19 protein-coding genes and 1 tRNA gene are annotated in these 24,391 nt (G+C 67.5%); 4 read left to right on the top strand and 16 right to left on the bottom strand.

Annotated features, from left to right (window positions below):
* Window positions 1–27: 27 nt before the first annotated feature.
* The gene (locus AB0C75_RS09130; RefSeq protein ID WP_362888574.1) at window positions 28–969 is read right to left on the bottom strand and encodes an alpha/beta hydrolase; all 942 of its coding nucleotides are present in this window, start codon (window positions 967–969) and stop codon (window positions 28–30) included.
* A 75-nt stretch (window positions 970–1,044) separates the two neighbouring features.
* Between AB0C75_RS09130 and AB0C75_RS09135 the strand changes: the two genes are divergently transcribed.
* The gene (locus AB0C75_RS09135; RefSeq protein WP_362888576.1) at window positions 1,045–1,650 is read left to right on the top strand and encodes a TetR/AcrR family transcriptional regulator; all 606 of its coding nucleotides are present in this window, start codon (window positions 1,045–1,047) and stop codon (window positions 1,648–1,650) included.
* Window positions 1,651–1,799: 149 nt separating this feature from the next.
* On the opposite strand, the gene AB0C75_RS09140 is transcribed toward AB0C75_RS09135, so the two are convergent.
* The 14 genes from AB0C75_RS09140 to AB0C75_RS09205 form a co-directional block, all read right to left on the bottom strand.
* Window positions 1,800–2,945, bottom strand: a complete 1,146-nt coding sequence (locus AB0C75_RS09140; protein ID WP_362888578.1) for a hypothetical protein — start codon at window positions 2,943–2,945, stop codon at window positions 1,800–1,802.
* Window positions 2,946–3,195: 250 nt separating this feature from the next.
* On the bottom strand, window positions 3,196–4,389 hold the full coding sequence (tuf, locus tag AB0C75_RS09145; RefSeq protein ID WP_362888580.1) for an elongation factor Tu: 1,194 nt from the start codon (window positions 4,387–4,389) through the stop codon (window positions 3,196–3,198).
* A gap of 158 nt (window positions 4,390–4,547) precedes the next feature.
* Window positions 4,548–6,677: an elongation factor G gene (fusA, locus tag AB0C75_RS09150; RefSeq protein WP_362888582.1), complete on the bottom strand. Its 2,130-nt coding sequence runs from the start codon at window positions 6,675–6,677 to the stop codon at window positions 4,548–4,550.
* A 38-nt stretch (window positions 6,678–6,715) separates the two neighbouring features.
* Complete coding sequence (rpsG, locus tag AB0C75_RS09155; protein ID WP_018101248.1) at window positions 6,716–7,186, bottom strand: 30S ribosomal protein S7; 471 nt, start codon at window positions 7,184–7,186, stop codon at window positions 6,716–6,718.
* A 2-nt stretch (window positions 7,187–7,188) separates the two neighbouring features.
* The gene (gene rpsL / locus AB0C75_RS09160; RefSeq protein WP_003948652.1) at window positions 7,189–7,560 is read right to left on the bottom strand and encodes a 30S ribosomal protein S12; all 372 of its coding nucleotides are present in this window, start codon (window positions 7,558–7,560) and stop codon (window positions 7,189–7,191) included.
* Window positions 7,561–8,060: 500 nt separating this feature from the next.
* Complete coding sequence (locus tag AB0C75_RS09165; protein ID WP_362888584.1) at window positions 8,061–11,960, bottom strand: DNA-directed RNA polymerase subunit beta'; 3,900 nt, start codon at window positions 11,958–11,960, stop codon at window positions 8,061–8,063.
* A 129-nt stretch (window positions 11,961–12,089) separates the two neighbouring features.
* A complete protein-coding gene (rpoB, locus tag AB0C75_RS09170) occupies window positions 12,090–15,575 on the bottom strand; it encodes a DNA-directed RNA polymerase subunit beta (protein WP_362888586.1) in 3,486 nt (1,161 codons plus the stop codon).
* Window positions 15,576–16,183: 608 nt separating this feature from the next.
* Window positions 16,184–16,567: a 50S ribosomal protein L7/L12 gene (gene rplL, locus AB0C75_RS09175; protein WP_362888588.1), complete on the bottom strand. Its 384-nt coding sequence runs from the start codon at window positions 16,565–16,567 to the stop codon at window positions 16,184–16,186.
* Between the two features lie 86 nt (window positions 16,568–16,653).
* Window positions 16,654–17,217 carry a 50S ribosomal protein L10 gene (gene rplJ / locus AB0C75_RS09180; RefSeq protein ID WP_362888590.1) on the bottom strand — a complete coding sequence of 188 codons (564 nt, stop codon included), beginning with the start codon at window positions 17,215–17,217 and terminating at the stop codon, window positions 16,654–16,656.
* Window positions 17,218–17,626: 409 nt separating this feature from the next.
* Window positions 17,627–18,349 carry a 50S ribosomal protein L1 gene (gene rplA, locus AB0C75_RS09185; RefSeq protein WP_362888592.1) on the bottom strand — a complete coding sequence of 241 codons (723 nt, stop codon included), beginning with the start codon at window positions 18,347–18,349 and terminating at the stop codon, window positions 17,627–17,629.
* An 82-nt stretch (window positions 18,350–18,431) separates the two neighbouring features.
* Window positions 18,432–18,866, bottom strand: coding sequence for a 50S ribosomal protein L11 (gene rplK, locus AB0C75_RS09190; protein ID WP_018550660.1), 435 nt, complete (start codon window positions 18,864–18,866; stop codon window positions 18,432–18,434).
* Between the two features lie 178 nt (window positions 18,867–19,044).
* Entirely contained in the window at window positions 19,045–19,935 is an 891-nt protein-coding gene (nusG, locus tag AB0C75_RS09195) for a transcription termination/antitermination protein NusG (protein ID WP_362888594.1), read from the bottom strand.
* A 74-nt stretch (window positions 19,936–20,009) separates the two neighbouring features.
* A complete protein-coding gene (gene secE, locus AB0C75_RS09200; protein WP_362888596.1) occupies window positions 20,010–20,297 on the bottom strand; it encodes a preprotein translocase subunit SecE in 288 nt (95 codons plus the stop codon).
* A 106-nt stretch (window positions 20,298–20,403) separates the two neighbouring features.
* Window positions 20,404–20,476: transfer RNA gene (locus AB0C75_RS09205), tRNA-Trp, on the bottom strand.
* A 202-nt stretch (window positions 20,477–20,678) separates the two neighbouring features.
* Here AB0C75_RS09205 and AB0C75_RS09210 point away from each other — a divergent pair.
* The gene (locus tag AB0C75_RS09210; protein ID WP_362888598.1) at window positions 20,679–21,905 is read left to right on the top strand and encodes a pyridoxal phosphate-dependent aminotransferase; all 1,227 of its coding nucleotides are present in this window, start codon (window positions 20,679–20,681) and stop codon (window positions 21,903–21,905) included.
* A gap of 126 nt (window positions 21,906–22,031) precedes the next feature.
* Window positions 22,032–23,051 carry an adenosine deaminase gene (locus AB0C75_RS09215; RefSeq protein WP_362888600.1) on the top strand — a complete coding sequence of 340 codons (1,020 nt, stop codon included), beginning with the start codon at window positions 22,032–22,034 and terminating at the stop codon, window positions 23,049–23,051.
* Here the strand turns inward: AB0C75_RS09215 and AB0C75_RS09220 are convergent.
* Window positions 23,044–23,625 (bottom strand): TetR/AcrR family transcriptional regulator, encoded by a 582-nt coding sequence (locus AB0C75_RS09220; RefSeq protein ID WP_362888674.1) that lies wholly within the window; start codon window positions 23,623–23,625, stop codon window positions 23,044–23,046. The two genes, AB0C75_RS09215 and AB0C75_RS09220, sit on opposite strands and share 8 nt — an antisense overlap.
* A 105-nt stretch (window positions 23,626–23,730) precedes the next feature.
* Here AB0C75_RS09220 and AB0C75_RS09225 point away from each other — a divergent pair, with 105 nt between their 5' ends.
* Window positions 23,731–24,366, top strand: a complete 636-nt coding sequence (locus tag AB0C75_RS09225) for an NAD(P)H-binding protein (RefSeq protein WP_362888602.1) — start codon at window positions 23,731–23,733, stop codon at window positions 24,364–24,366.
* The last annotated feature ends 25 nt before the right edge of the window (window positions 24,367–24,391 follow it).

The following is a 24,391-nucleotide window of genomic DNA, read 5'->3' on the forward strand; positions in this document are numbered from 1 at the left end:
GGTGCTTCCTTTCGTGCCAAAGAAGGGTCATGCCACGAGAGAGGCCCTCAGGAACGCCAGGATCTCCGCCCGCGCGGGCTCGGCCTGTTCCGCCAGGCCCGGCATGCTGAGGAACCCGTGCCCCGCTCCCGGGTATTCGGCGAGCCGCGCGCTCGTGCCCGCCGCTCTCAGCCGCTCGACGTAGCGACGGCCGTGATCGGCGATGGGGTCATGGGTCGGCACCACCACGAGCGCCGGGGCCAGCCCGCCCAAGTCATCGGCGTACAGCGGTGAGAGCGGGCGAGGGTCGGCGCCCGCGGGGACGGCGAGCCTCTGGAACACCCGCAGTTGCTCCACGGCGAGGGTCGGGGTCTGCGCGTGCTCGGTGATGGAGGGGTGGTCGAGCATCGTCCCGGAGACGTCGACGGCCGGGTTGACCAGCACCTGTGCCCGAAGGGACAGACCGGCCTCGCCGGCCCGGATCGACGTCAGGGCGGCGATCAGCGCTCCGCAGCTCTCACCGAACACGGCCGTACGCGACGGGTCGACGCCCCACTCCTCCGCGTGCCGCACCAGGTGCTGGAGCACGTCCCAGGCGTCGTCGACCGCGTCCGACAGCGGGCTGTCCGGGGCGAGCAGGCGATGCTCCACCGAGACGACGACCGCGGGCAGGTGGGCGGCTATGTGGCTGGCGACCCAGTCGCACTGCGCCGCCGTCCCGACGAACCCGCCTCCGTGCACATGGACCACCAGGGGCAGGCTGCCGGCACTGCCGTGCGCCGGCCGGTACACCCGGACCGGGAGATCGCGGCCTGGCAGCGCCACCTCCTGCCAGGCGATCACGGCGCCGGGGTCCGGGTGCCCGGTCATCGCCCGCGCCCCTTCGGACGCCCGGAAGCGGTTCTCCGCGTCGCGGTAGGCGAACAGTTCCTCGGTCGTCGCCGTCTGCCAGTCCGGTTGGGCCGGCCGTGCCGCAGTGCCCTCACTCATGCCTGCTCCTCACGCAGAAGGTTTCGCTACCTTAGGTATCGAAACCAAGAGTAGCGAAAAGGTACCGTGGGGGTCATGCCTTCGCACACATCCGCCCGACCGCCGTCCGCCCGACCCCCGTCCGCCAGACCGCCCGGCCGTCCGCGTGCCGGCGTCCACACGGCGGTCTTCGCCGCGACGCTGAGTACGGTCCAGGAGCTCGGCTACGCACGCGCCACCGTCGAGCGGATCGCCGCCGCGGCCGGCGTCGCGAAGTCGACGGTCTACCGGCGCTGGCCGTCCAAGGGCGAACTGATCGTGGACTGCCTCCTCGACGCGTTCGGCCCGGCGCCGCTGGTGGGCGCGGGCCGGGCGGAGCTCATGTCCTCGACCATCCACTGGATCGCGGCGAAGATCGGGGAGCCCGGAGTGGGCGACGCGTTCGCCGGCGTGTTCAGCGACGCCGTCAGCGATCCGGCCCTGCGCACGATCCTGGCCGCGCGGCTCCAGGACCCGTACCGGATCGCGCTCCAGGACGCACTCGACGAGCCGGAGGACCGGGTCCTGTTCTTCATCGACACCGTGGTCGGAACGTTGCTCCACCGGATGGGCATGACCGGTGAGCCGATGGTCGAGGCCGACGTAACCGCGCTCGTCAAGATGGTCCTGCCGCACTTCGCCGACGGACCCGGCCGACCGTAAGGCCTCGCGGCGTGCCCCCGGCCGACCGTAAGTCCTCGCGGCGTGCCCCGGCCGGCCGTAGGGCCTCGCCGGCACACCCCCGGCCGGCCGCAGGGCGTCGTCGGCGTACCCGGCCGGCCGACAGGGCCTCGCGGCGTACCGCGGCTGCGTCAGGTACGCGTGACCGTGCCGCAGGAACCGTCGCTCTGCCACGCGTCGCGGTCGTACGGGTCCACGTCGTCGCCGCCGGCCCCCGGGGCGGGGGTGTCACTCGGGAAGGAAGGGTGCAGGAAGCCGTCGTTCACCTCGCAGGCGCTGTTGCCGAAGTTCTGGTCCGACGTACGGATGGAAAGCTTGCCGCCCGTCGCCTCGAACCGCTTCGGATCGTGCAGCACCGTGGTCAGCCGCCGCCGCACGATGGTGCGCGCCACCTCGTCGCCTCCCGGCTTCACCAGCGGGTACACGAAGGTGTAGTCGGCATGCACCTCCACCGAGCCCGGGTCGCCCGCCTCGAACGTCATCACCCCGCGAGTCTTGACCACATCCCCCGCCAACTGCGCCTCGTCCGGGTCGAACCGGCTGAACATCATCAGCGGGTCCTGCTCTTCGGTGGGCTCCGCGAGCGACCGCTCCAGTCGCTTGCGTTCCCCCTTCTGGAGAGGGTCGAGCAGATCCAGTGCCGCGCCGGGCCTCTCCCCCCGCAGGGTGGCCGGATCGAGGTTGGCGGCGATGAGCAGCTGCCGGGTCGACCGCAGGGCCCGCTCGACCTCGGCCCGGCTCATCCCGCCGGCCGCCTCCGCCTCGGGCAGCTCGATGCCCTCCGCCCCGTCCGCCCAGCTCAGCGCGGGTGAGCCCTCGAAGGGCCGCGCCGGGGTCGGCCGGTCCTCATCGAACTCGGCGACCCCTCCGGCTCCTCCGGCCCCTCCGGGAAGGTGGTCGGTCACCAGGCTCGGCCGCATGGTGACCACGAAGATCCCCAGGATCGCGCAGAACCCCAGGACCGCCGCGAGCCGCCTCCCCTTCCGGGGCCGGCCGGCCCCGGCCTGCGGGCCGGGTCCTGTCCGCCAGCCCTCGGGCTGCCACGGTTCGGCCGGCTTCCTGCGCCAGGGCCGCCCCGCGCCCCTGGCCTGCGCGGCCTCCTCGTCCAACGCCCGCAGGCGTGCGGTGACCATCCGCGCGCGGGCGGAAGGCTCCTTCGGCGCCCCGGCCCCACCGCTCTCGGCCTGCCGGATGAAATCCGCCCACTGTTCGTCCGGGACGGAGCCCCCCTGGTCCGGATGCTCGGACGACTCCCCCGGTGGCGTACTGGTGCTCACTGTTCTGTTCAACTCCCCCACACCGCTCTGGCGTCATTACTCCAATGCGTCGCGCCGGTCCGGACAAGAGTGTGGAAGAAACTGTGACGAGCACGTGACGATCACGTGCCGCTCCCCGCGCCGCGAGGGGCCGCGCCACAGAAGAGGCACCCGTACACACAGAAGAGGGGCCCCGGCCCACCGCTTGCGCGGCGGGCCGGGGCCCCTCTCGGTGCTCTGTGCGGAGCAACCAGGTCAGACGATCAAGTAATTACTTGATGATCTTGGTGACCTGGCCGGCGCCCACGGTCCGGCCACCCTCACGGATGGCGAACTTCAGGCCCTCTTCCATGGCGACCGGCTGGATCAGCGCGACGTCCATGAGGGTGTTGTCACCCGGCATGACCATCTCGGTGCCCTCGGGAAGGGTCACAACGCCCGTCACGTCCGTGGTACGGAAGTAGAACTGCGGGCGGTAGTTGTTGAAGAACGGGGTGTGACGGCCACCCTCGTCCTTCGACAGGATGTAGGCCTGGGCCTGGAAGTCGGTGTGCGGCGTGACCGAACCCGGCTTGATGATGACCTGGCCGCGCTCGACGTCCTCGCGCTTGATGCCACGGAGGAGCAGACCGACGTTCTCACCGGCCTGGCCCTCGTCGAGCAGCTTGCGGAACATCTCGATACCGGTGACCGTGGTGGTGGTCTTCTCCTGCTTGATGCCCACGATGTCAACGGTCTCGTTGACCTTCAGGACACCACGCTCGATGCGGCCGGTGACGACCGTACCGCGACCCGTGATCGTGAAGACGTCCTCGATCGGCATGAGGAACGGCTTCTCGACGTCACGCTCGGGCTGCGGGATGGCCTCGTCGACAGCCTTCATCAGGTTGAGGACGGACTCACCCCACTCCTTGTCGCCCTCGAGCGCCTTGAGCGCCGAGACCTTGACGACCGGAACGTCGTCGCCCGGGAACTCGTACTCGGAGAGGAGCTCACGAACCTCGAGCTCGACGAGCTCCAGGATCTCCTCGTCGTCCACCATGTCGGCCTTGTTCAGCGCGACAACGATGTACGGCACGCCTACCTGGCGGGCCAGGAGCACGTGCTCCTTGGTCTGCGGCATCGGGCCGTCGGTGGCCGCGACCACGAGGATGGCGCCGTCCATCTGCGCCGCACCCGTGATCATGTTCTTGATGTAGTCGGCGTGACCCGGGCAGTCGACGTGCGCGTAGTGACGCTGCTCCGTCTGGTACTCGACGTGCGCGATCGAGATCGTGATACCGCGCTGGCGCTCCTCGGGAGCCTTGTCGATCTGGTCGAAGGCCGAGGCCTCGTTCAGGTCCGGGTACGCGTCGTGCAGCACCTTGGTAATGGCGGCCGTGAGGGTCGTCTTACCGTGGTCGATGTGACCGATGGTGCCGATGTTGACGTGCGGCTTAGTCCGCTCGAACTTTGCCTTCGCCACTGGGGTCCTCCTGAGTGGTTCTGTACGCCTTGCTTCATCGGCGCCAGGTGATCTTTGCTGGAATGCCGGTGCCGGGGGCATCCGCCACGCCGCTTACGCGGCGCTACGCATGCCCGACCGGGCTCCGGTGACAAGCCTAAAGCGTGAGCTCGGGAGAGCTACTCGCCCTTGGACTTCGCGATGATCTCCTCGGCGACGTTCCGCGGAACCTCGGCGTAGGAGTCGAACTGCATCGAGTAGCTTGCGCGACCCGAGGTCTTGCTGCGGAGGTCTCCGACGTAGCCGAACATCTCCGAGAGGGGCACGAGGCCCTTCACGACGCGAGCGCCGCTGCGCTCCTCCATGGCCTGGATCTGGCCACGGCGGGAGTTGATGTCGCCGATCACATCGCCCATGTAGTCCTCGGGCGTGGTGACCTCGACGGCCATCATCGGCTCGAGAAGCACGGGGGACGCCCTGCGGGCACCCTCCTTGAACGCCTGCGAACCGGCGATCTTGAAGGCCAGCTCCGAGGAGTCGACCTCGTGGTAGCCACCGTCGAGAAGGGTGATGCGGATGCCGACCATCTCGTAACCGGCCAGGATGCCGAACTGCATGGCTTCCTGAGCGCCCGCGTCCACCGAGGGAATGTACTCACGGGGGATGCGGCCACCGGTGACCTTGTTGACGAACTCGTAGGACGCGTCGCCACCCTCGATGGGCTCGATGGCGATCTGCACCTTCGCGAACTGGCCGGTACCACCAGTCTGCTTCTTGTGCGTGAAGTCGATACGGTCGACGGCCTTGCGGATCGTCTCGCGGTACGCGACCTGGGGCTTGCCGACGTTCGCCTCGACGCGGAACTCGCGCTTCATGCGGTCGACGAACACCTCGAGGTGAAGCTCGCCCATACCACCGATGATGGTCTGGCCGGTCTCCTCGTCCGTGTGCACCTGGAAGGAGGGGTCCTCCTCCGAGAGCCGCTGGATGGCGACACCCAGCTTCTCCTGGTCACCCTTGGACTTGGGCTCGATGGCGACCTGGATGACCGGCGCCGGGAAGTCCATGGACTCCAGGATCACCGGGTGCTTGTCGTCGGACAGCGTCTCACCCGTGGTGGTCTGCTTCAGGCCCATGACGGCGACGATGTCACCGGCGCCCACCGACGCGATCTCCTCACGCTTGTTCGCGTGCATGCGGTAGATCTTGCCGATGCGCTCCTTCTTGCCCTTGACCGAGTTCAGCACCGCGGTGCCGGCCTCGAGGCGACCGGAGTAGATCCGGACGAAGGTGAGCTTGCCGAGGTGCGGGTCGCTCGCGATCTTGAACGCCAGGCCGGAGAACGGCTCGTCGTCCGAGGGCTGGCGCTTGATGACCAGCTCCGGGTCCTTGACGTCGTGGCCCTCGATGGCCTCGACGTCCAGGGGGGAAGGCAGGTAGCGGACGACCGCGTCGAGCAGGGGCTGGACGCCCTTGTTCTTGAACGCGGTGCCACAGAACACCGGGGTGACGGTGACCGAGTCGGCGGTGCCCTTCGACGCGAGGGTGATCCGACGGACCGCCTCGTACAGCTGCTCCTCGGTGGGCTCGACGCCCTCCAGGTACAGCTCCATCATGGCGTCGTCGTTCTCCGAGACGGTCTCGAGGAGCTTGCCGCGCCATTCCGCGGCGGCCTCCTTGAGGTTGTCCGGGATCTCGACGGTGTTGTACATCTCGCCCTTGGCGGCCTCTTCGGGGTACACGAAGGCCTTCATCGTCACGAGGTCGACGACACCCGTGAAGTCGGCCTCGGCGCCGACGGGGAGCTGCATGACGATCGGGACAGCGCCGAGGCGCTGGACGATCATGTCGACGCAACGGAAGAAGTCCGCGCCGGTCCGGTCGAGCTTGTTGACGAAGCAGATACGCGGCACGCCGTAGCGGTCCGCCTGACGCCAGACAGTCTCGGACTGGGGCTCGACGCCGGCCACACCGTCGAACACGGTGACGGCACCGTCGAGGACGCGGAGCGAACGCTCCACCTCGACGGTGAAGTCGACGTGACCCGGGGTGTCGATGATGTTGATCGTGTGATCGACATCGTCGAGCGGCCAGTGACAGGTCGTCGCGGCGGACGTGATCGTGATGCCGCGCTCCTGCTCCTGCTCCATCCAGTCCATCGTGGCTGCGCCGTCGTGGACTTCACCGATCTTGTACGAAACGCCGGTGTAGAAGAGGATCCGCTCAGTGGTGGTCGTCTTGCCCGCGTCGATGTGGGCCATGATCCCGATGTTGCGGACCTTGGCCAGGTCAAGCGAAGTGGTGGCCATAAGGCTCAATCTTCTCTCGGTCTCGATGGGGTGAGCGACTACCAGCGGTAGTGCGCGAAGGCCTTGTTGGACTCGGCCATCTTGTGGGTGTCCTCGCGCTTCTTGACGGCAGCGCCAAGACCGTTGGAGGCGTCGAGCAGCTCGTTCATGAGGCGCTCGGTCATGGTCTTCTCGCGACGGGCGCGGGAGTAACCGACGACCCAGCGGAGCGCGAGGGTGGCGGCGCGACCGGGCTTGACCTCGATCGGCACCTGGTAGGTGGCGCCACCGACGCGGCGGGACTTGACCTCGAGCGAGGGCTTGACGTTCTCAAGCGCGCGCTTCAGCGTGATGACCGGGTCTGCACCGGTCTTCTCGCGCAGGCCTTCCATCGCGCCGTACACGATCCGCTCGGCGGTGGAACGCTTGCCGTCGAGGAGGATCTTGTTGATCAGCGAGGTGACAAGAGGAGAGCTGTAGACCGGGTCGATGATGACCGGGCGCTTCGGGGCGGGGCCCTTACGAGGCATTCTTACTTCTCCTTCTTGGCGCCGTAGCGGCTGCGGGCCTGCTTGCGGTTCTTGACACCCTGGGTGTCGAGCGAACCGCGGATGATCTTGTAACGAACACCCGGCAGGTCCTTCACACGGCCGCCACGCACGAGCACGATGGAGTGCTCCTGCAGGTTGTGTCCCTCACCCGGGATGTAAGCCGTGACCTCGATGCCGGAGGTCAGACGCACACGCGCGACCTTACGCAGCGCCGAGTTCGGCTTCTTCGGGGTGGTCGTGAAGACACGCGTGCAGACACCACGACGCTGGGGCGAACCCTCGAGCGCGGGCGTCTTGTTCTTCTCGACCTTGTCCTGCCGGCCCTTCCGGACCAGCTGCTGAATCGTAGGCACTACTTCTCCGGTTTCTGTGTGCCGTCGGTGAAACTAACCTGGAACACTCGCCGACCCACGCGGTCGGGTGTGTCGAATACTGCAGGCCCCTGCCGAAGGCAGGGGAGACACAGATTGCGGTGGCCACTTACGGACTCGCCATGCGGTTGAGGACACGCACCCGAGCCCAGGCACACCCCAGGCACAAGGCTTGAGCGTACCTACCTCACGGAGCTGGGTCAAAACAAATGCCGGTCGCCACGGGCCCATGAACCCGGCGGTCAGGCGAAACCGGACGTGACAGCCACCCCCGGCGGCTGCCGTCCGGTCGGCATACCCGCTCCCACCAGCGCGAACGCCCTGCCCGGTAGCCGTGACCACGTCATTTGCCCGGAAGTCGCCCGCCGCTCACCGGTCACCCCGGGTGACCGACCTCACGGTGGCGCGCGGACGGCACGCGGCGGGCACGCAGAAGGGCGGCCACCCCGCCGTAGCAGGATGGCCGCCCCTCTCACTCACTTCTACTGGTTGTACGGACCGTAGTCGTAGTCCTCCAGCGGAACGGCCTGGCCGGAGCCCGTGCCGAACGGCGAGTAGTCGATGTCGTCGTAACCGACGGCCGAGTACATCGCGGCCTTGGCTTCCTCGGTCGGCTCGACCCGGATGTTGCGGTAGCGGGACAGGCCCGTACCGGCCGGGATGAGCTTACCGATGATGACGTTCTCCTTGAGGCCGATCAGGGAGTCCGACTTGGCGTTGATCGCCGCGTCGGTCAGAACCCTGGTCGTCTCCTGGAAGGACGCCGCCGACAGCCACGACTCGGTGGCGAGCGAGGCCTTGGTGATACCCATCAGCTGCGGACGGCCGGAGGCGGGGTGACCGCCCTCGGTGACCACACGACGGTTCTCGGTCTCGAACTTCGAACGCTCGACGAGCTCGCCCGGCAGCAGCTCCGCGTCGCCGGACTCGATGATCGTCACACGGCGCAGCATCTGCCGGATGATGATCTCGATGTGCTTGTCGTGGATCGACACACCCTGCGAGTTGTAGACCTTCTGGACCTCGCCGACCAGGTGGACCTGGACCGCGCGCTGACCGAGGATCCGCAGCACGTCGTGCGGGTTGGTGGCACCGACGGTGAGCTTCTGGCCCACCTCGACCGCGTCGCCCTCGCCGACCAGGAGACGGGCACGCTTGGAGATCGGGAACGGCGTCTCCTCGCTGCCGTCGTCCGGGGTGACGACGAGCTTCTTGGTCTTCTCGGTCTCCTCGATCCGGACACGGCCCCTGGCCTCCGAGATCGGGGCGACACCCTTGGGCGTACGCGCCTCGAAGAGCTCGACGACACGCGGCAGACCCTGCGTGATGTCGTCACCTGCCACACCACCGGTGTGGAAGGTACGCATCGTCAGCTGGGTGCCGGGCTCACCGATGGACTGGGCGGCGATGATGCCGACCGCCTCACCGATGTCGACCAGCTTGCCGGTGGCGAGCGAGCGTCCGTAGCAGAAGGCACAGGTGCCGACCGCGGACTCACAGGTCAGGACCGAGCGGGTCTTGACCTCCTCGACGCCGGCGCCCACCAGGGCGTCGATCAGGACGTCACCGAGGTCGACGTTGGCAGGCGCGATGACCTTGCCGTCGACGACGACGTCCTCGGCGAGCATGCGGGCGTAGACCGAGGTCTCGACGTCCTCCGTCTTGCGGAGCACGCCGTCGGCGCCCTTGACGGCGATCTTCAGCTTGAGGCCACGGTCGGTGCCGCAGTCCTCCTCGCGGATGATCACGTCCTGCGAGACGTCCACCAGACGACGGGTCAGGTAACCCGAGTCGGCGGTACGCAGGGCGGTGTCCGCCAGACCCTTACGGGCACCGTGCGTGGAGATGAAGTACTCCAGGACGGTGAGGCCCTCACGGAAGGACGCCTTGATGGGACGAGGAATCGTCTCGTTCTTGGCGTTCGACACCAGACCACGCATACCCGCGATCTGACGCATCTGCATCATGTTTCCTCGGGCACCCGAGTCGACCATCATGAAGATGGGGTTCGTCTTCGGGAAGTTCGCGTTCATCGCCTCGGCAACCTCGTTGGTCGCCTTGGTCCAGATCGCGATGAGCTCCTGCGTGCGCTCGTCCTTGGTGATCAGACCGCGCTCGTACTGCTTCTGGACCTTCTCGTCCTGGTCCTCGTAGCCCTTGACGATGGCCTTCTTGGCCTCGGGCACGACGACGTCGGAGATGGCCACGGTCACACCGGAGCGGGTCGCCCAGTGGAAACCGGCCGCCTTCAGGTTGTCGAGCGTCGCCGCCACGATCACCTTGGGGTAGCGCTCGGCCAGGTCGTTGACGATCTCGGAGAGCTGCTTCTTGCCCACCGAGTAGTCGACGAACGGGTAGTCCTCGGGCAGCAGCTCGTTGAAGAGCGCGCGGCCCAGGCTCGTACGCAGCCGGAAGGTGTCACCCGGCTGGTACTCGGGCTCGCCCTCCTCGGCGACCGGCGGCACCCAGCCACGCGGCGGCATGGTGCCGACCGGGAAGCGGATGTCGACCTTCGCCTGGAGCGAGAGCTCCCGGGCGTCGAAGGCCATGATCGCCTCGGCCGTGGAACCGAAGGAACGGTCCGCGCCCTTGACGTTGCGGCCCTCGTCGTCCGTGGTGAGGAAGAAGAGGCCCAGCACCATGTCCTGGGTCGGCATGGTGACGGGACGACCGTCGGCCGGCTTCAGGATGTTGTTCGAGGACAGCATCAGGATGCGGGCCTCGGCCTGTGCCTCCGCGGAGAGCGGCAGGTGCACGGCCATCTGGTCACCGTCGAAGTCCGCGTTGAACGCGGTGCAGACGAGCGGGTGGATCTGGATGGCCTTGCCCTCGACCAGCTGCGGCTCGAAGGCCTGGATGCCGAGGCGGTGCAGGGTGGGCGCACGGTTCAGCAGCACCGGGTGTTCGGCGATGACCTCTTCGAGGACGTCGTACACGACGGTGCGGCCACGCTCGACCATGCGCTTGGCCGACTTGATGTTCTGCGCGTGGTTCAGGTCCACCAGGCGCTTCATCACGAACGGCTTGAAGAGCTCCAGCGCCATCGCCTTCGGCAGACCGCACTGGTGCAGCTTGAGCTGCGGACCGACGACGATCACGGAACGCGCGGAGTAGTCCACGCGCTTGCCGAGGAGGTTCTGACGGAAACGACCCTGCTTGCCCTTCAGCATGTCGCTGAGGGACTTCAGGGGACGGTTACCGGGACCGGTGACCGGGCGACCGCGGCGGCCGTTGTCGAACAGCGCGTCGACGGCCTCCTGCAGCATCCGCTTCTCGTTGTTCACGATGATCTCGGGGGCACCGAGGTCAAGGAGACGCTTGAGACGGTTGTTGCGGTTGATCACACGGCGGTACAGGTCGTTCAGGTCGGAGGTCGCGAAGCGGCCACCGTCCAGCTGCACCATCGGACGCAGGTCCGGCGGGATGACCGGGACGCAGTCGAGCACCATGCCCTTGGGCTTGTTGCTGGTCTGCAGGAACGCGGAGACGACCTTGAGGCGCTTGAGCGCACGGGTCTTCTTCTGGCCCTTGCCGGTACGGATGATCTCGCGGAGGCGCTCGGCCTCCTCGTCGAGGTCGAACGACTCCAGGCGCTTCTGCAGGGCGGCAGCGCCCATGCAGCCGTCGAAGTACGTGCCGAAGCGGTCACGCAGCTCCCGGTAGAGCAGCTCGTCGCCCTCGAGGTCCTGGACCTTGAGGTTCTTGAAGCGGCTCCACACCTCGTCGAGACGGTCGATCTCGCGCTGCGCACGGTCACGCAGCTGCTTCATCTCACGCTCGGCACCTTCGCGCACCTTGCGGCGAACGTCGGCCTTGGCGCCCTCGGCCTCAAGCTCGGCCAGGTCGGTCTCGAGCTTCTTGGCGCGGTTCTCGAGGTCCGAGTCGCGGCGGTTCTCGACCTGCTGGCGCTCGACGGAGACATGCGCCTCCAGCGACGGGAGGTCACGCGTGCGGCGCTCCTCGTCGACGAACGTGATCATGTACGCGGCGAAGTAGATGACCTTCTCGAGGTCCTTCGGCGCGAGGTCCAGCAGGTAGCCAAGACGCGACGGGACGCCCTTGAAGTACCAGATGTGGGTGACGGGAGCGGCAAGCTCGATGTGACCCATGCGCTCACGGCGCACCTTGGCGCGCGTGACCTCTACGCCACAGCGCTCACAGATGATGCCCTTGAAGCGGACACGCTTGTACTTGCCGCAGTAGCACTCCCAGTCCCGGGTCGGACCGAAGATCTTCTCGCAGAAGAGTCCGTCCTTCTCGGGCTTGAGCGTGCGGTAGTTGATGGTCTCCGGCTTCTTCACTTCGCCGTGGGACCAGGTCCGGATGTCGTCCGCGGTGGCAAGGCCGATCCGCAGCTCGTCGAAGAAGTTGACGTCGAGCACTTGTCGTCAATCCCTCTTTCGGGGGTTCGAGCCCCCTCGCATCACGCGAGAAATCGGGGCACTTCAGCAATGGTCTGAACGGGTCCGGGGAGAGCCGGCCGGATCACGAGGATCCGGCCGGCCAACCCGTCAGACCTCTTCGACGCTGCTCGGCTCGCGCCGGGACAGGTCGATACCGAGCTCCTCCGCCGCGCGGAAGACGTCCTCGTCCGTGTCACGCATCTCGATGGACATACCGTCCGAGGACAGCACCTCCACGTTGAGGCAGAGCGACTGCATCTCCTTGATGAGCACCTTGAAGGACTCGGGGATGCCGGGCTCGGGGATGTTCTCGCCCTTGACGATCGCCTCGTACACCTTCACGCGGCCGGTCACGTCGTCGGACTTGATCGTCAGGAGTTCCTGGAGGGCGTATGCGGCGCCGTAAGCCTCAAGGGCCCACACCTCCATCTCACCGAATCGCTGACCACCGAACTGCGCCTTACCACCCAGCGGCTGCTGCGTGATCATGGAGTACGGGCCGGTCGAACGGGCGTGGAGCTTGTCGTCGACCAGGTGGTGCAGCTTGAGGATGTACATGTACCCGATCGAGACCGGGTCCGGGAACGGCTCGCCGGAGCGGCCGTCGAACAGGTTGGCCTTGCCCGAGGGCTGGACCAGGCGGTCGCCGTCGCGGTTCGGGATCGTGGCCTGGAAGAGGCCGGTGATCTCGTCCTCGCGCGCACCGTCGAAGACGGGCGTGGCGACGTTGGTGCCGGGGTCGACCTGGTCGGCGCCGATGGCCTGCAGGCGCTGGGCCCACTCGTCACCGAGGCCGGAGACGTCCCAGCCGCGGCTGGCGAGCCAGCCGAGGTGGATCTCCAGGACCTGTCCCGGGTTCATTCGGGACGGGACACCCAGCGGGTTGAGGATGATGTCGACCGGGGTGCCGTCCTCGAGGAACGGCATGTCCTCGATCGGGAGGATCTTCGAGATGACGCCCTTGTTGCCGTGACGGCCGGCGAGCTTGTCACCATCGGTGATCTTGCGCTTCTGTGCGACGTAGACGCGGACCAGCTGGTTCACGCCGGGCGGCAGCTCGTCGCCCTCCTCGCGGTCGAAGACGCGGACGCCGATGACCTTGCCGATCTCGCCGTGCGGGACCTTCAGCGAGGTGTCGCGCACCTCGCGCGCCTTCTCACCGAAGATCGCACGGAGCAGACGCTCCTCCGGGGTCAGCTCGGTCTCACCCTTGGGCGTGACCTTGCCGACGAGGATGTCGCCGGCGACGACCTCGGCACCGATACGGATGATGCCGCGCTCGTCGAGGTCGGCGAGGACCTCCTCGGAGACGTTCGGGATGTCCCGGGTGATCTCCTCCGGGCCGAGCTTGGTGTCACGGGCGTCGACCTCGTGCTCCTCGATGTGGATCGAGGAGAGGACGTCGTCCTGCACGAGGCGCTGCGACAGGATGATCGCGTCCTCGTAGTTGTGACCCTCCCACGGCATGAACGCCACGAGCAGGTTCTTGCCCAGCGCCATCTCACCGTTCTCGGTGGCGGGGCCGTCGGCGAGCACCTGGCTCTCGATGACCCGGTCGCCCTCGGAGACGACGACCTTCTGGTTCACCGAGGTGCCCTGGTTGGAGCGCGAGAACTTCGAGATGCGGTACGTGGTGTACGTGCCGTCGTCGTTCGTCACGGTGATGTAGTCCGCGGAGACCTCCTGGACCACACCCGCCTTCTCCGCCTTGAGCACGTCACCGGCGTCGGTGGCACAGCGGTACTCCATGCCGGTACCGACCAGCGGCGCCTCGCTCTTGATGAGCGGGACGGCCTGACGCATCATGTTCGCGCCCATGAGGGCACGGTTGGCGTCGTCGTGCTCGAGGAACGGGATCATCGCGGTGGCGACCGACACCATCTGGCGCGGCGAGACGTCCATGTAGTCGACGTCGTCGCCGGGGATGTAGTCGATCTCGCCGCCACGGCGACGGACCAGGACGCGCGCCTCGCTGAAGCGCATGTCCTCGGAGAGCGTCGCGTTCGCCTGGGCGATCACGAAGCGGTCCTCTTCGTCGGCCGTCAGGTAGTCGACGTCGTCCGTGACGACGCCCTCGACGACCTTGCGGTACGGCGTCTCGATGAAGCCGAACGGGTTGATGCGCCCGTAGGAGGCCAGCGAGCCGATCAGACCGATGTTCGGGCCTTCGGGCGTCTCGATCGGGCACATGCGGCCGTAGTGCGACGGGTGAACGTCACGGACCTCGAAGCCGGCGCGCTCACGGGACAGACCACCCGGGCCGAGGGCGTTGAGACGACGCTTGTGCGTCAGACCCGACAGCGGGTTGTTCTGGTCCATGAACTGCGACAGCTGGCTGGTGCCGAAGAACTCCTTGATGGAGGCGACGACCGGCCGGATGTTGATCAGGGTCTGCGGCGTGATCGCCTCGACGTCCTGGGTGGTCATGCGCTCACGCACGACACGCTCCATACGGGCGAGACCCGTACGGACCTGGTTCTGGATGAGCTCACCGACGTTACGGATACGGCGGTTGCCGAAGTGGTCGATGTCGTCGGTCTCGACCATGATCGAGCGGCCGGACTCGCCGACCGTCTCGGTCTCACCGGCGTGCAGCTTCACCAGGTACTTGATGCTGGCGATGATGTCGTCGCTGGTGAGGACACCGGCGTCGAGCGGCTCGTCGGCGCCGAGCTTCTTGTTCACCTTGTAGCGGCCGACCTTCGCGAGGTCGTAGCGCTTCGGGTTGAAGTAGAGGTTCTCGAGCAGCGTCTGAGCAGCCTCACGCGTGGGCGGCTCGCCCGGACGCAGCTTGCGGTAGATGTCGAGCAGCGCGTCGTCCTGGCCCTGGGTGTGGTCCTTCTCCAGGGTGGCGCGCATGGACTCGTACTCGCCGAACTCCTCCAGGATCTGCTCGGTGGTCCAGCCGAGAGCCTTCAGGAGGACGGTGACGGACTGCTTGCGCTTGCGGTCGATGCGGACACCGACCATGTCGCGCTTGTCGATCTCCATCTCCAGCCAGGCACCCCGGGACGGGATGATCTTGGCGGAGAAGATGTCCTTGTCGGACGTCTTGTCGATGGAGGAGTCGAAGTAGACACCCGGCGAGCGCACGAGCTGCGACACGACGACACGCTCGGTGCCGTTGATGACGAAGGTGCCCTTGTTGGTCATGAGCGGGAAGTCGCCCATGAAGACCGTCTGAGACTTGATCTCGCCGGTCTCGTTGTTGGTGAACTCGGCCGTGACGAAGAGCGGCGCGGCGAACGTGAAGTCGCGCTCCTTGCACTCGTCGATCGAGTTCTTCGGGGGCTCGAAGCGGTGGTCGCGGAAGGTGAGCGACATCGACCCGGAGAAGTCCTCGATCGGGGAGATCTCCTCGAAGATTTCCTCCAGGCCGGACTTGGTGGGGACGTCTTGTCCGCTGTCCAGAGCAGCCTCGACGCGAGCCTTCCAGGCGGCGTTACCCAGGAGCCAGTCAAAGCTCTCGGTCTGCAGCGCGAGGAGGTTCGGAACCTCGAGGGGCTCCTTGATCTTTGCAAAAGAGATGCGCAGCGGGGCGGTGCTGGCACCGTTGTTCGTATTCGAGGTCGAGGCGTTGCGCGAGGCGGCCAAGAGGGGGTCCTTCCGAGGGCTCGGACTCACTACGCGCGTACCGGCCCCAAGCCGCACACAGAGACAGGAATCCCAAGGTCAGGGAATATCCGGTCATCGGTGCTAGGCGTGGGCATGCCCCTGGTGACGGGCAGGAGGCAGCTAACAGGCAGCGCAAAGGGTCAGTGTAGCCAAGCGGCACACTGATGTCCAGTCGGGGTTCTCAGAGACCCACGTTGCTCTCAACAGCTGTTCTCAACACCTATGAATAGCCCTCGCGCGGTGTGCGCTCTTCTTTACTGCCCTCTTCGCTCCCGATCCATGCCTCGGATGCGGATCGAGATGACGACGCGTCCTGAGAATTGCGCGCCGCGTGCGGTTCGTCAAGGCCCCCGAGTCCCGGCGAGCGCTCGTCGATCTTCACCTGCGCCAGAGGGACGCCTGTTGACGCCCCGTGGCGCCCCGGAGAAACGCACGGCGAAAGATCACCCTACTCGTCGCGCGCGGAAGATCAAGGCAGCCTCCGAGGGCACGCCAAAGGGCGATCACCCGGATGGGTGATCGCCCTTTGCGATGTGACATCCCGCCTCGCGGCAGGACGGTCCTACGGAGTCAGAGGACTCGCAGGGTCACTTGACCTCGACGGAAGCGCCGGCGGCCTTGAGGGACTCGGCAGCCTTCTCGGCGGCCTCCTTGGCGACCTTCTCGAGGACCGGCTTCGGGGTGCCGTCGACGAGGTCCTTGGCCTCCTTGAGACCCAGCGAGGTCAGCTCACGCACGACCTTGATGACCTGGATCTTCTTCTCGCCGGCACCCGTGAGGATGACGTCGAACTCGTCCTGCTCGGCCTCGGCCTCGGCGGCGGGGCCACCCGCGGCGGGACCGGCGACGGCGACCGCGGCGGCGGCGGTGACGTCGAACTTCTCCTCGAACGCCTTAACGAACTCGGAGAGCTCGATGAGGGTGAGCTCCTCGAACTGGGCGAGCAGGTCTTCCTGGCTGAGCTTCGCCATGATGGCGTCCTTCCACTAATTCGGCAGGTGCCGGATGTATATGTAGGCGGGCGTACGGGCCCGCTGCGAGCCGTGGACGCGGAGTGTTACTCCGCCACCTCGGCGTCGGCGGGAGCCGACGTGTCGGCACCGCCCTGCTCGGCCTTCTTGGCGCGAAGCGCTTCCGCGGTGCGGACGAACTTCGACGGCAGAGCCTGGAAGAGCTGCGCAGCCTGAGTCTGCTTGCCCTTCATGGCGCCGGCCAGCTTGGCGAGCAGAACCTCGCGGGACTCGAGGTCCGCGAGCTTCTTGAACTCGTCGGCGGACAGCGCCTTGCCATCAAGGACACCGCCCTTGATGACGAGGTCAGGGTTCTCCTTGGAGAAGTCACGAAGACCCTTCGCCGACTCCACCGGGTCACCGGTGACGAAGGCAACCGCCGTCGGACCCGTGAACAGGTCGTCCAGCGTGTCGATCCCGGCCTCGTTGGCCGCAATCTTGGTCAGCGTGTTCTTCACCACGGCGTACTGGGTGTTCTCACCGAGCGAACGGCGCAGCTCCTTGAGCTGTGCCACGGTGAGACCCCGGTACTCGGTCAGCACAGCGGCGTTCGAGCTGCGGAACTGGTCCGCCAGCTCGGCTACCGCGGCAGCCTTGTCGGGCCTTGCCATGAGCGTCGGCCTCCTTCCGGGTGATGAGGACCGCTCAGAAGGGACCGGGAAAGAAAAAACGCCCCGGCACAGGCGCCAGGGCGTAGCTCGACCGAATGAATCCGGGAGCCTTCCACAGTCACCTGCGCAGGTCGTCCGTTCTCGACGGATCCTTCGGTCACCGTCCCCTCTTACGAGGAAGCGGCGACGACCAGCGGTCTTTGGCTTCCTGGTGAGACTACGCGACCGGGACCGTTCGGAGCAAATCCGTCCCGGTTCGACCACTGCGAGAGGTTTAAGGGGCTTCCCGGCCGGCCAGGAGCTGCTGCCCCGGGGCCTCCATGACACGAGGACGGGCCCCGCGGTCTCCGAAGAGGCTGCGGGGCCCGTCCCATGCCATGACACGCGGCTGCCGGGTGAGCACGGGGGCTCAGACGGCGGCCGGGTCCTCCTCGACGAGGAGGTTGCGCACGCGGTTGGCGTCCAGCGGGATGCCGGGGCCCATCGTCGTGCTCATGGTCGCCTTCTTGATGAAGCGACCCTTGGCGGCGGACGGCTTCAGACGGAGGATCTCCTCCAGCGCCGCACCGTAGTTCTCGACCAGCTTCGTGTCATCGAAAGAGGTCTTTCCGATGATGAAGTGCAGGTTCGAGTGCTTGTCGACGCGGAACTCGATCTTGCCGCCCTTGATGTCGTTGACAGCCTTGACGACATCGGGGGTGACGGTGCCGGTCTTCGGGTTCGGCATCAGACCACGCGGACCGAGCACGCGGCCCAGGCGGCCGACCTTGCCCATGAGGTCCGGCGTGGCGACGACGGCGTCGAAGTCCAGACGGCCCTTCGCCACCTCGTCGATGAGCTCGTCGGCGCCGACGATGTCGGCGCCCGCGGCTTCCGCTGCCGCAGCACGGTCACCGGTCGCGAAGACCAGGACCCGGGCGGTCTTGCCGGTGCCGTGCGGGAGGTTCACGGTGCCACGGACCATCTGGTCGGCCTTGCGCGGGTCGACACCCAGCGCGAACGCGACCTCGACGGTGCCGTCGAACTTGGTGGTGGAGGTGTCCTTGGCGATCCGGACGGCCTCGAGCGGGGCGTACGTACGCTCCCGGTCGATCTTCGCGTCCGCAGCGCGGAGGTTCTTGCTGCGCTTCACATCTACTCCTGTGGTTTTCAGAGTGTGGAGTCGTGGTGCGGACCAGCGCTTGGTCCTACCACTGTGGGGCTACGAGGCTGACTCAGCCTTCGACCGTGATGCCCATGGAACGGGCGGTGCCAGCGATGATCTTCGACGCGGCGTCGAGGTCGTTGGCGTTCAGGTCGGGGAGCTTGGTCGTGGCGATCTCGCGCACCTGGTCGGCCGTGAGCTTGGCGACCTTGGTCTTGTGCGGCTCGCCGGAGCCCTTGTCCACGCCCGCGGCCTTGAGGATCAGCTTGGCGGCCGGCGGAGTCTTCGTGATGAAGGTGAAGGAGCGGTCCTCGTAGACCGTGATCTCCACCGGCACGACCATGCCACGCTGCGACTCGGTCGCGGCGTTGTAGGCCTTGCAGAACTCCATGATGTTGACGCCGTGCTGGCCCAGTGCGGGACCGACCGGCGGCGCCGGGTTGGCCGCACCGGCGTTGATCTGGAGCTTGATAAGCCCCGTGACCTTCTTCTTCTTGGGAGGCATTGCTCTCTCCGGGTCCTAGTGAGAGTGTTTCGCCGCCATTCCGGTCATCCGGATGGAGGCATACCGCACAACGATAACGGGTATAGCTGCGCGACCAAAAACCGAGCAGGTCAGACCGGCTGCGAAGCCTGTCTGACCTGCTCGGTAGGCATGTGTCCAGGAACGGGCGGAAAGACCGTCAGTTCTTCTGGATCTGGTCGAAGCTGAGCTCGACCGGGGTCTCACGACCGAAGATCTCGACGAGGCCCTTGACCTTCTTCGAGTCGGCGTTGATCTCGTTGATCGTCGCCTGCAGGGTCGCGAACGGGCCGTCGGTGACAGTGACCGAGTCGCCCACCTCGAAGTCCAGGACCTGCACCTCGACCTTGCGGGCCGGAGCCGGCTTGCCCTCGGCCTCGGCAGCCTCGCGGGCCGCCTTCTCCTCGGCCTCGGGGGCGAGCATCTTGACGATCTCGTCCAGGGTCAGCGGGTACGGGTCGTAGGCGTTGCCCACGAAGCCGGTGACGCCCGGGGTGTTGCGGACAACGCCCCAGGACTCGTTCGTCAGGTCCATGCGCACCAGGACGTATCCCGGGAGCTTGTTCTGACGGACGTTCTTCCGCTCACCGTTCTTGATCTGGACGATCTCTTCCTCGGGCACCTCGGCCTGGTAGATGAAGTCCTCGACGTTGAGCGAGACGGCGCGCTGCTCCAGGTTGGCCTTCACGCGCTTCTCGTAACCGGCGTACGTGTGGATGACGTACCACTCGCCGGGAAGTCCGCGCAGCTCGTCGCGGAGGGCGGCGACGGCGTCCACCGGCGCGGCCGGCTCGTCGGCCTCTTCGTCCTCGGAAGCGGCTTCGTCCTCCGCGACCTCGGCGGCCGCTTCGTCCTCGGCGGCCTCCTGGTCCTCGTCGGACTCGACACGGACAGCATCCTGCTCGGCGGGCTCGCCCGCGGCGGCGTCAGCAGCGTCGACCTGGTCCGGGGCCACGGCATCCGCCGCCTCGACGATGTCGAGCTCGTCCTCGGCGGACTCGACGGCGCTCGCCGTGGGCTCGGCGTCGTCGTTCAGGTTCGGGTCAGACACGATGGCTGCTTCTTCCTGGATACAAATGGGTGGAACATGCGAAAGGGGCGCCGGTGAGGCGCCCTCCGCGGGGATCAGCCGAAGACGTACTTGACGAGCCGCGCGAATCCGAAGTCAATCACGGTGACGAGGCCGATCATCACGACCACGAACACGATCACCACGGCCGTGTAGGTCGACAGCTGGCTGCGCGTGGGCCAGACGACCTTGCGGAGCTCGGCGACGATCTGGCGGTAGAACAGCGCGAGACGGCCCAGAGGGCCCTTCTTTCCGCGCTTGCCGCCCTTCCGTGTCTTCTTCTTCGACTCGGGGGCTTCGTCCTCGGCATCAGGCATGTCGATGGAGCCCACGGCGTCCGTCACGCTACTCACCTGATTCCGGGTCGTGGCCGTGCCGCGCCCGGTGGAGCCGCACGGCGGTGCATTGAAGTACGTACATGCGCACACATCCTGGCGAAGGAGTGTGTAGCAGGGCCGGAGGGACTTGAACCCCCAACCGCTGGTTTTGGAGACCAGTGCTCTACCAATTGAGCTACGACCCTTTGTGGTTTCCACCAACCTACCGCATCCCCTCCGGTGGGCCGGTCGGGAAAACGGTGTGGCTGATGAAGGCCAACGACAGGTGAGTGTACGTGTTCAGGGCCGCCGCGTCGAACAGACAACTACCGACCGGTCCTGTCCGAGTCCTGTCCGGTCCCTGAAACCCCTGTGCCGAGGGGATTTCCGGTCTGCGAGCATGGGGGCATGAGCGCTGCAACTTCTCCGTCCGAGCGCCGGGTTTCGGCCCGCATCGGTGCGATCTCCGAGTCCGCCACCCTCGCCGTCGACGCCAAGGCCAAGGCTCTCAAGGCCGCCGGACGTCCGGTGATCGGTTTCGGCGCCGGTGAGCCCGACTTCCCGACCCCCGGTTACATCGTGGACGCCGCTGTCGAGGCGTGCCGTAACCCGAAGTACCACCGCTACACCCCGGCGGGAGGACTCCCCGAGCTCAAGGCGGCCATCGCGGCGAAGACGCTGCGCGACTCCGGCTACGAGATCGACGCCTCCCAGGTCCTGGTGACCAACGGCGGCAAGCAGGCCATCTACGAGGCCTTCGCCGCGATCCTCGACCCGGGCGACGAGGTCATCGTCCCCGCCCCGTACTGGACGACCTACCCCGAGTCGATCCGTCTCGCCGGCGGTGTCCCGGTCGACGTGGTGGCCGACGAGACCACGGGCTACCGCGTCTCGGTCGAACAGCTCGAGGCCGCGCGCACCGAGCGCACGAAGGTCGTCCTGTTCGTGTCCCCCTCCAACCCGACGGGCGCGGTCTACACCGAGGCCGAGACCGAGGCGATCGGCCGCTGGGCCGTCGAGCACGGCCTGTGGGTGATGACGGACGAGATCTACGAGCACCTGGTCTACGGTGGCGCGTCCGCCGCCTCGCTCCCCGCGGTCGTGCCCGAGCTGCGTGACAAGTGCATCGTCGTCAACGGTGTCGCCAAGACGTACGCCATGACCGGCTGGCGGGTGGGCTGGATCATCGGCCCCAAGGACGTCGTGAAGGCCGCGACCAACCTGCAGTCGCACGCCACCTCCAACGTCAACAACGTCGCCCAGGCCGCCGCGCTGGCCGCCGTCTCCGGACCGCTGGACGCGGTCGCCGAGATGCGGACGGCCTTCGACCGCCGGCGGACGACGATCGTGCGCATGCTCAACGAGATCGACGGCGTGCTCTGCCCGGAGCCCGAGGGCGCGTTCTACGCGTACCCGTCGGTGAAGGGGCTGCTCGGCAAGGACATCCGTGGCAAGCGCCCGGCGGACTCCGTCGAGCTGGCCGCGCTCATCCTGGACGAGGCCGAGGTTGCGGTGGTTCCCGGAGAGGCGTTCGGCACGCCTGGTTACCTGCGGCTGTCCTACGCGCTGGGGGACGACGACCTCGTCGAGGGCGTCTCCCGCCTCCAGAAGCTGCTGGGTGAGGCGCGCGACTGATCAGCCCACTCACGTGAGTAGGCAAGTGGTCCCCGGCTCCGGCCGGGGGCCACTTCTTCGTTCGAGAGGTAACTCAGGAGGGGAACCGGCTACCGCCACACGCCCCGCATGCGGCAAGATCGGTCAATGGAGCGTGACGTACGGCTGTTGCCCAAGGCCCACCTGCACCTGCACTTCACCGGGTCGATGCGGCCCACGACCCTGCTCGAACTCGCGGACAAGTACGGCGTCCGCCTGCCCGACGCACTGACCGGCGGCGAGCCGCCCAAGCTGCGGGCCACCGACGAGCGCGGCTGGTTCCGTTTCCAGCGCCTCTACGACATCGCCCGGTCCTGCCTCCGCTCGCCCGAGGACATCCAGCGGCTCGTGCGCGAGACCGCCATGGAGGATGTCGCGGACGGTTCGGGGTGGCTGGAGATCCAGGTCGACCCCACCTCGTACGCCCCGCTGCTCGGCGGGCTCATCCCGGCGATCGAGATCATCCTGGACGCCGTGGACCGAGCGGCCCGCGAGACCGGGCTCGGGATCCGGGTGGTGATCGCGGCGAACCGGATGAAGCATCCGCTGGACGCCCGGACACTGGCCAGGCTCGCCGTGCGGTACGCGGACCGCGGCGTCATCGGCTTCGGTCTCTCGAACGACGAACGGCGCGGGATGGCCCGCGACTTCGACCGCGCCTTCGCCATCGCCCGCGAGGGCGGGCTGCTCGCCGCCCCGCACGGCGGTGAGCTCTCGGGCCCGTCCAGCGTCCGGGACTGCCTGGACGACCTGGACGCGGCCCGGATCGGGCACGGCGTACGGGCGGCCGAGGACCCGAGGCTGCTGCGCAAGCTCGCGGAGCGGGGCGTGACCTGCGAGGTCTGCCCCGCGTCCAATGTGGCGCTCGGGGTCTACGAGAAGCCCGCCGACGTGCCCCTGCGCACGCTGTTCGACGCCGGGGTCCCGATGGCGCTCGGCGCGGACGACCCGCTGCTCTTCGGTTCCCGGCTGGCCGCCCAGTACGACCTCGTACGCCGGCACCACGCGTTCACCGACGAGGAACTGGCCGATCTGGCCCGGCAGTCCGTACGGGGCTCGGTGGCGCCCGTCGACGTGCGGGAGAAGCTGCTGAGCGGGATCGACGCCTGGCTGGCACCGGTCAGCTGATGCCTGCCAGCAGGGTCCGCGCCAGGGACACCGCGAACGCGTCCAGCGACTGCGGGGCCGCGTCCATGTCGTAGGCGAAGGCACGCTGGGCGCAGGCACCCAGCAGCAGCGAGGCGGCCGCATAGGTGTCGGCTCCGGGGCCGACACGCCCCGCCTGCTGCTCGGCGCGCAGATAGGCGTCGAGGCCCTGGATCGGCTTGTGGGGGCCCGCGCCCATCTCGCGCATCGCCTCTTCGTGACGGTGCTTGAGCCGGGGCTCCGCGTACAGCGGGGCGATCATCGGGAAGGTCTGCTGATAGAAGAGGGCGGCCTGGCGGACGACCTCGGTGAGATTCCGCTCCAGGTCCCCCTCGCCCGCCCGCAGATCGCCCAGGAGCGGGCCGAGCCTCGGCATGCGCTCGCCGAGCACGGTGACGAAGAGCTCCTCCTTGCTCGCGAAGTACTTGTACAGCGCCGCCTCGGAGCAGCCGGCTGCCTTGGCGATCTCCTTCGTCGTCGTCCGCGCGAGGCCGATGCCGAGCATGAGCTCGTGTGCCGCGTCGACGATGCGCACGCGGGCGGGCTTCTGGTCCATGTCCATGAATGCTCCAACGCGTGCTTGACGGAGGGGTGAGCGTCCACTCACTCTAAGGGTGAGTGAATACTCACCCACTGAGACCTTCGAGAAGGGGCGTGCACGATGAGGCTCACAGTGTTCGGGGCGACGGGGGCCGTCGGCCAGGAGGTCGTGCGGCAGGCGCTGGTGGCCGGGCACGAGGTGACGGCGGTGGTCCGCGATCCCGCCCGGCTCCCGGAGGGGCTCCGCGGTGCCGCGCCGCACGGGGTCGTACCGCTGGGTGACAAGGCCGCGGTGCGCGGGGCGGTGGCCGGGCGGGACGCCGTGCTCTCCGGGCTCGGCTCGCGCGGCCGGAAGGCCGGCGATGTCGCGGAGCGGCTCACGGGTCAGGTGCTGGAGGCGATGGAGGCGGAGGGGGTGCGGCGACTGCTGGTCGTGAGCGCGGCCCCGGTCGGTCCCGCGCCGGCGGACGACCCGCTGCTGGACCGTGTGGCCCGCAAGGCGATCGGCGCGGTCCTCAGGGAGGTGTACGCCGATCTGACGCGCATGGAGGCCGCGTTGGCCGCGAGCGCGACGGACTGGACGTCGGCGCGTCCGCCGAAGCTGACGAACGGCCCGCTGACGGGGGCGTACCGGACGGTCGTGGGCGGCACCCCGCGCAGCGGCCGGTCCATCTCGCGCGCCGACGTGGCCCACGCGATGCTGGCGCTGATCGACGATCCGGCCGCGGTGCGGCAGGGCGTGGGAATCGCGTACTGAGACGGTTCCCCGTGCCCTCCGGCCG

The organism is Streptomyces sp. NPDC048565 (assembly GCF_040650935.1).
Lineage (GTDB): Bacteria > Actinomycetota > Actinomycetes > Streptomycetales > Streptomycetaceae > Streptomyces.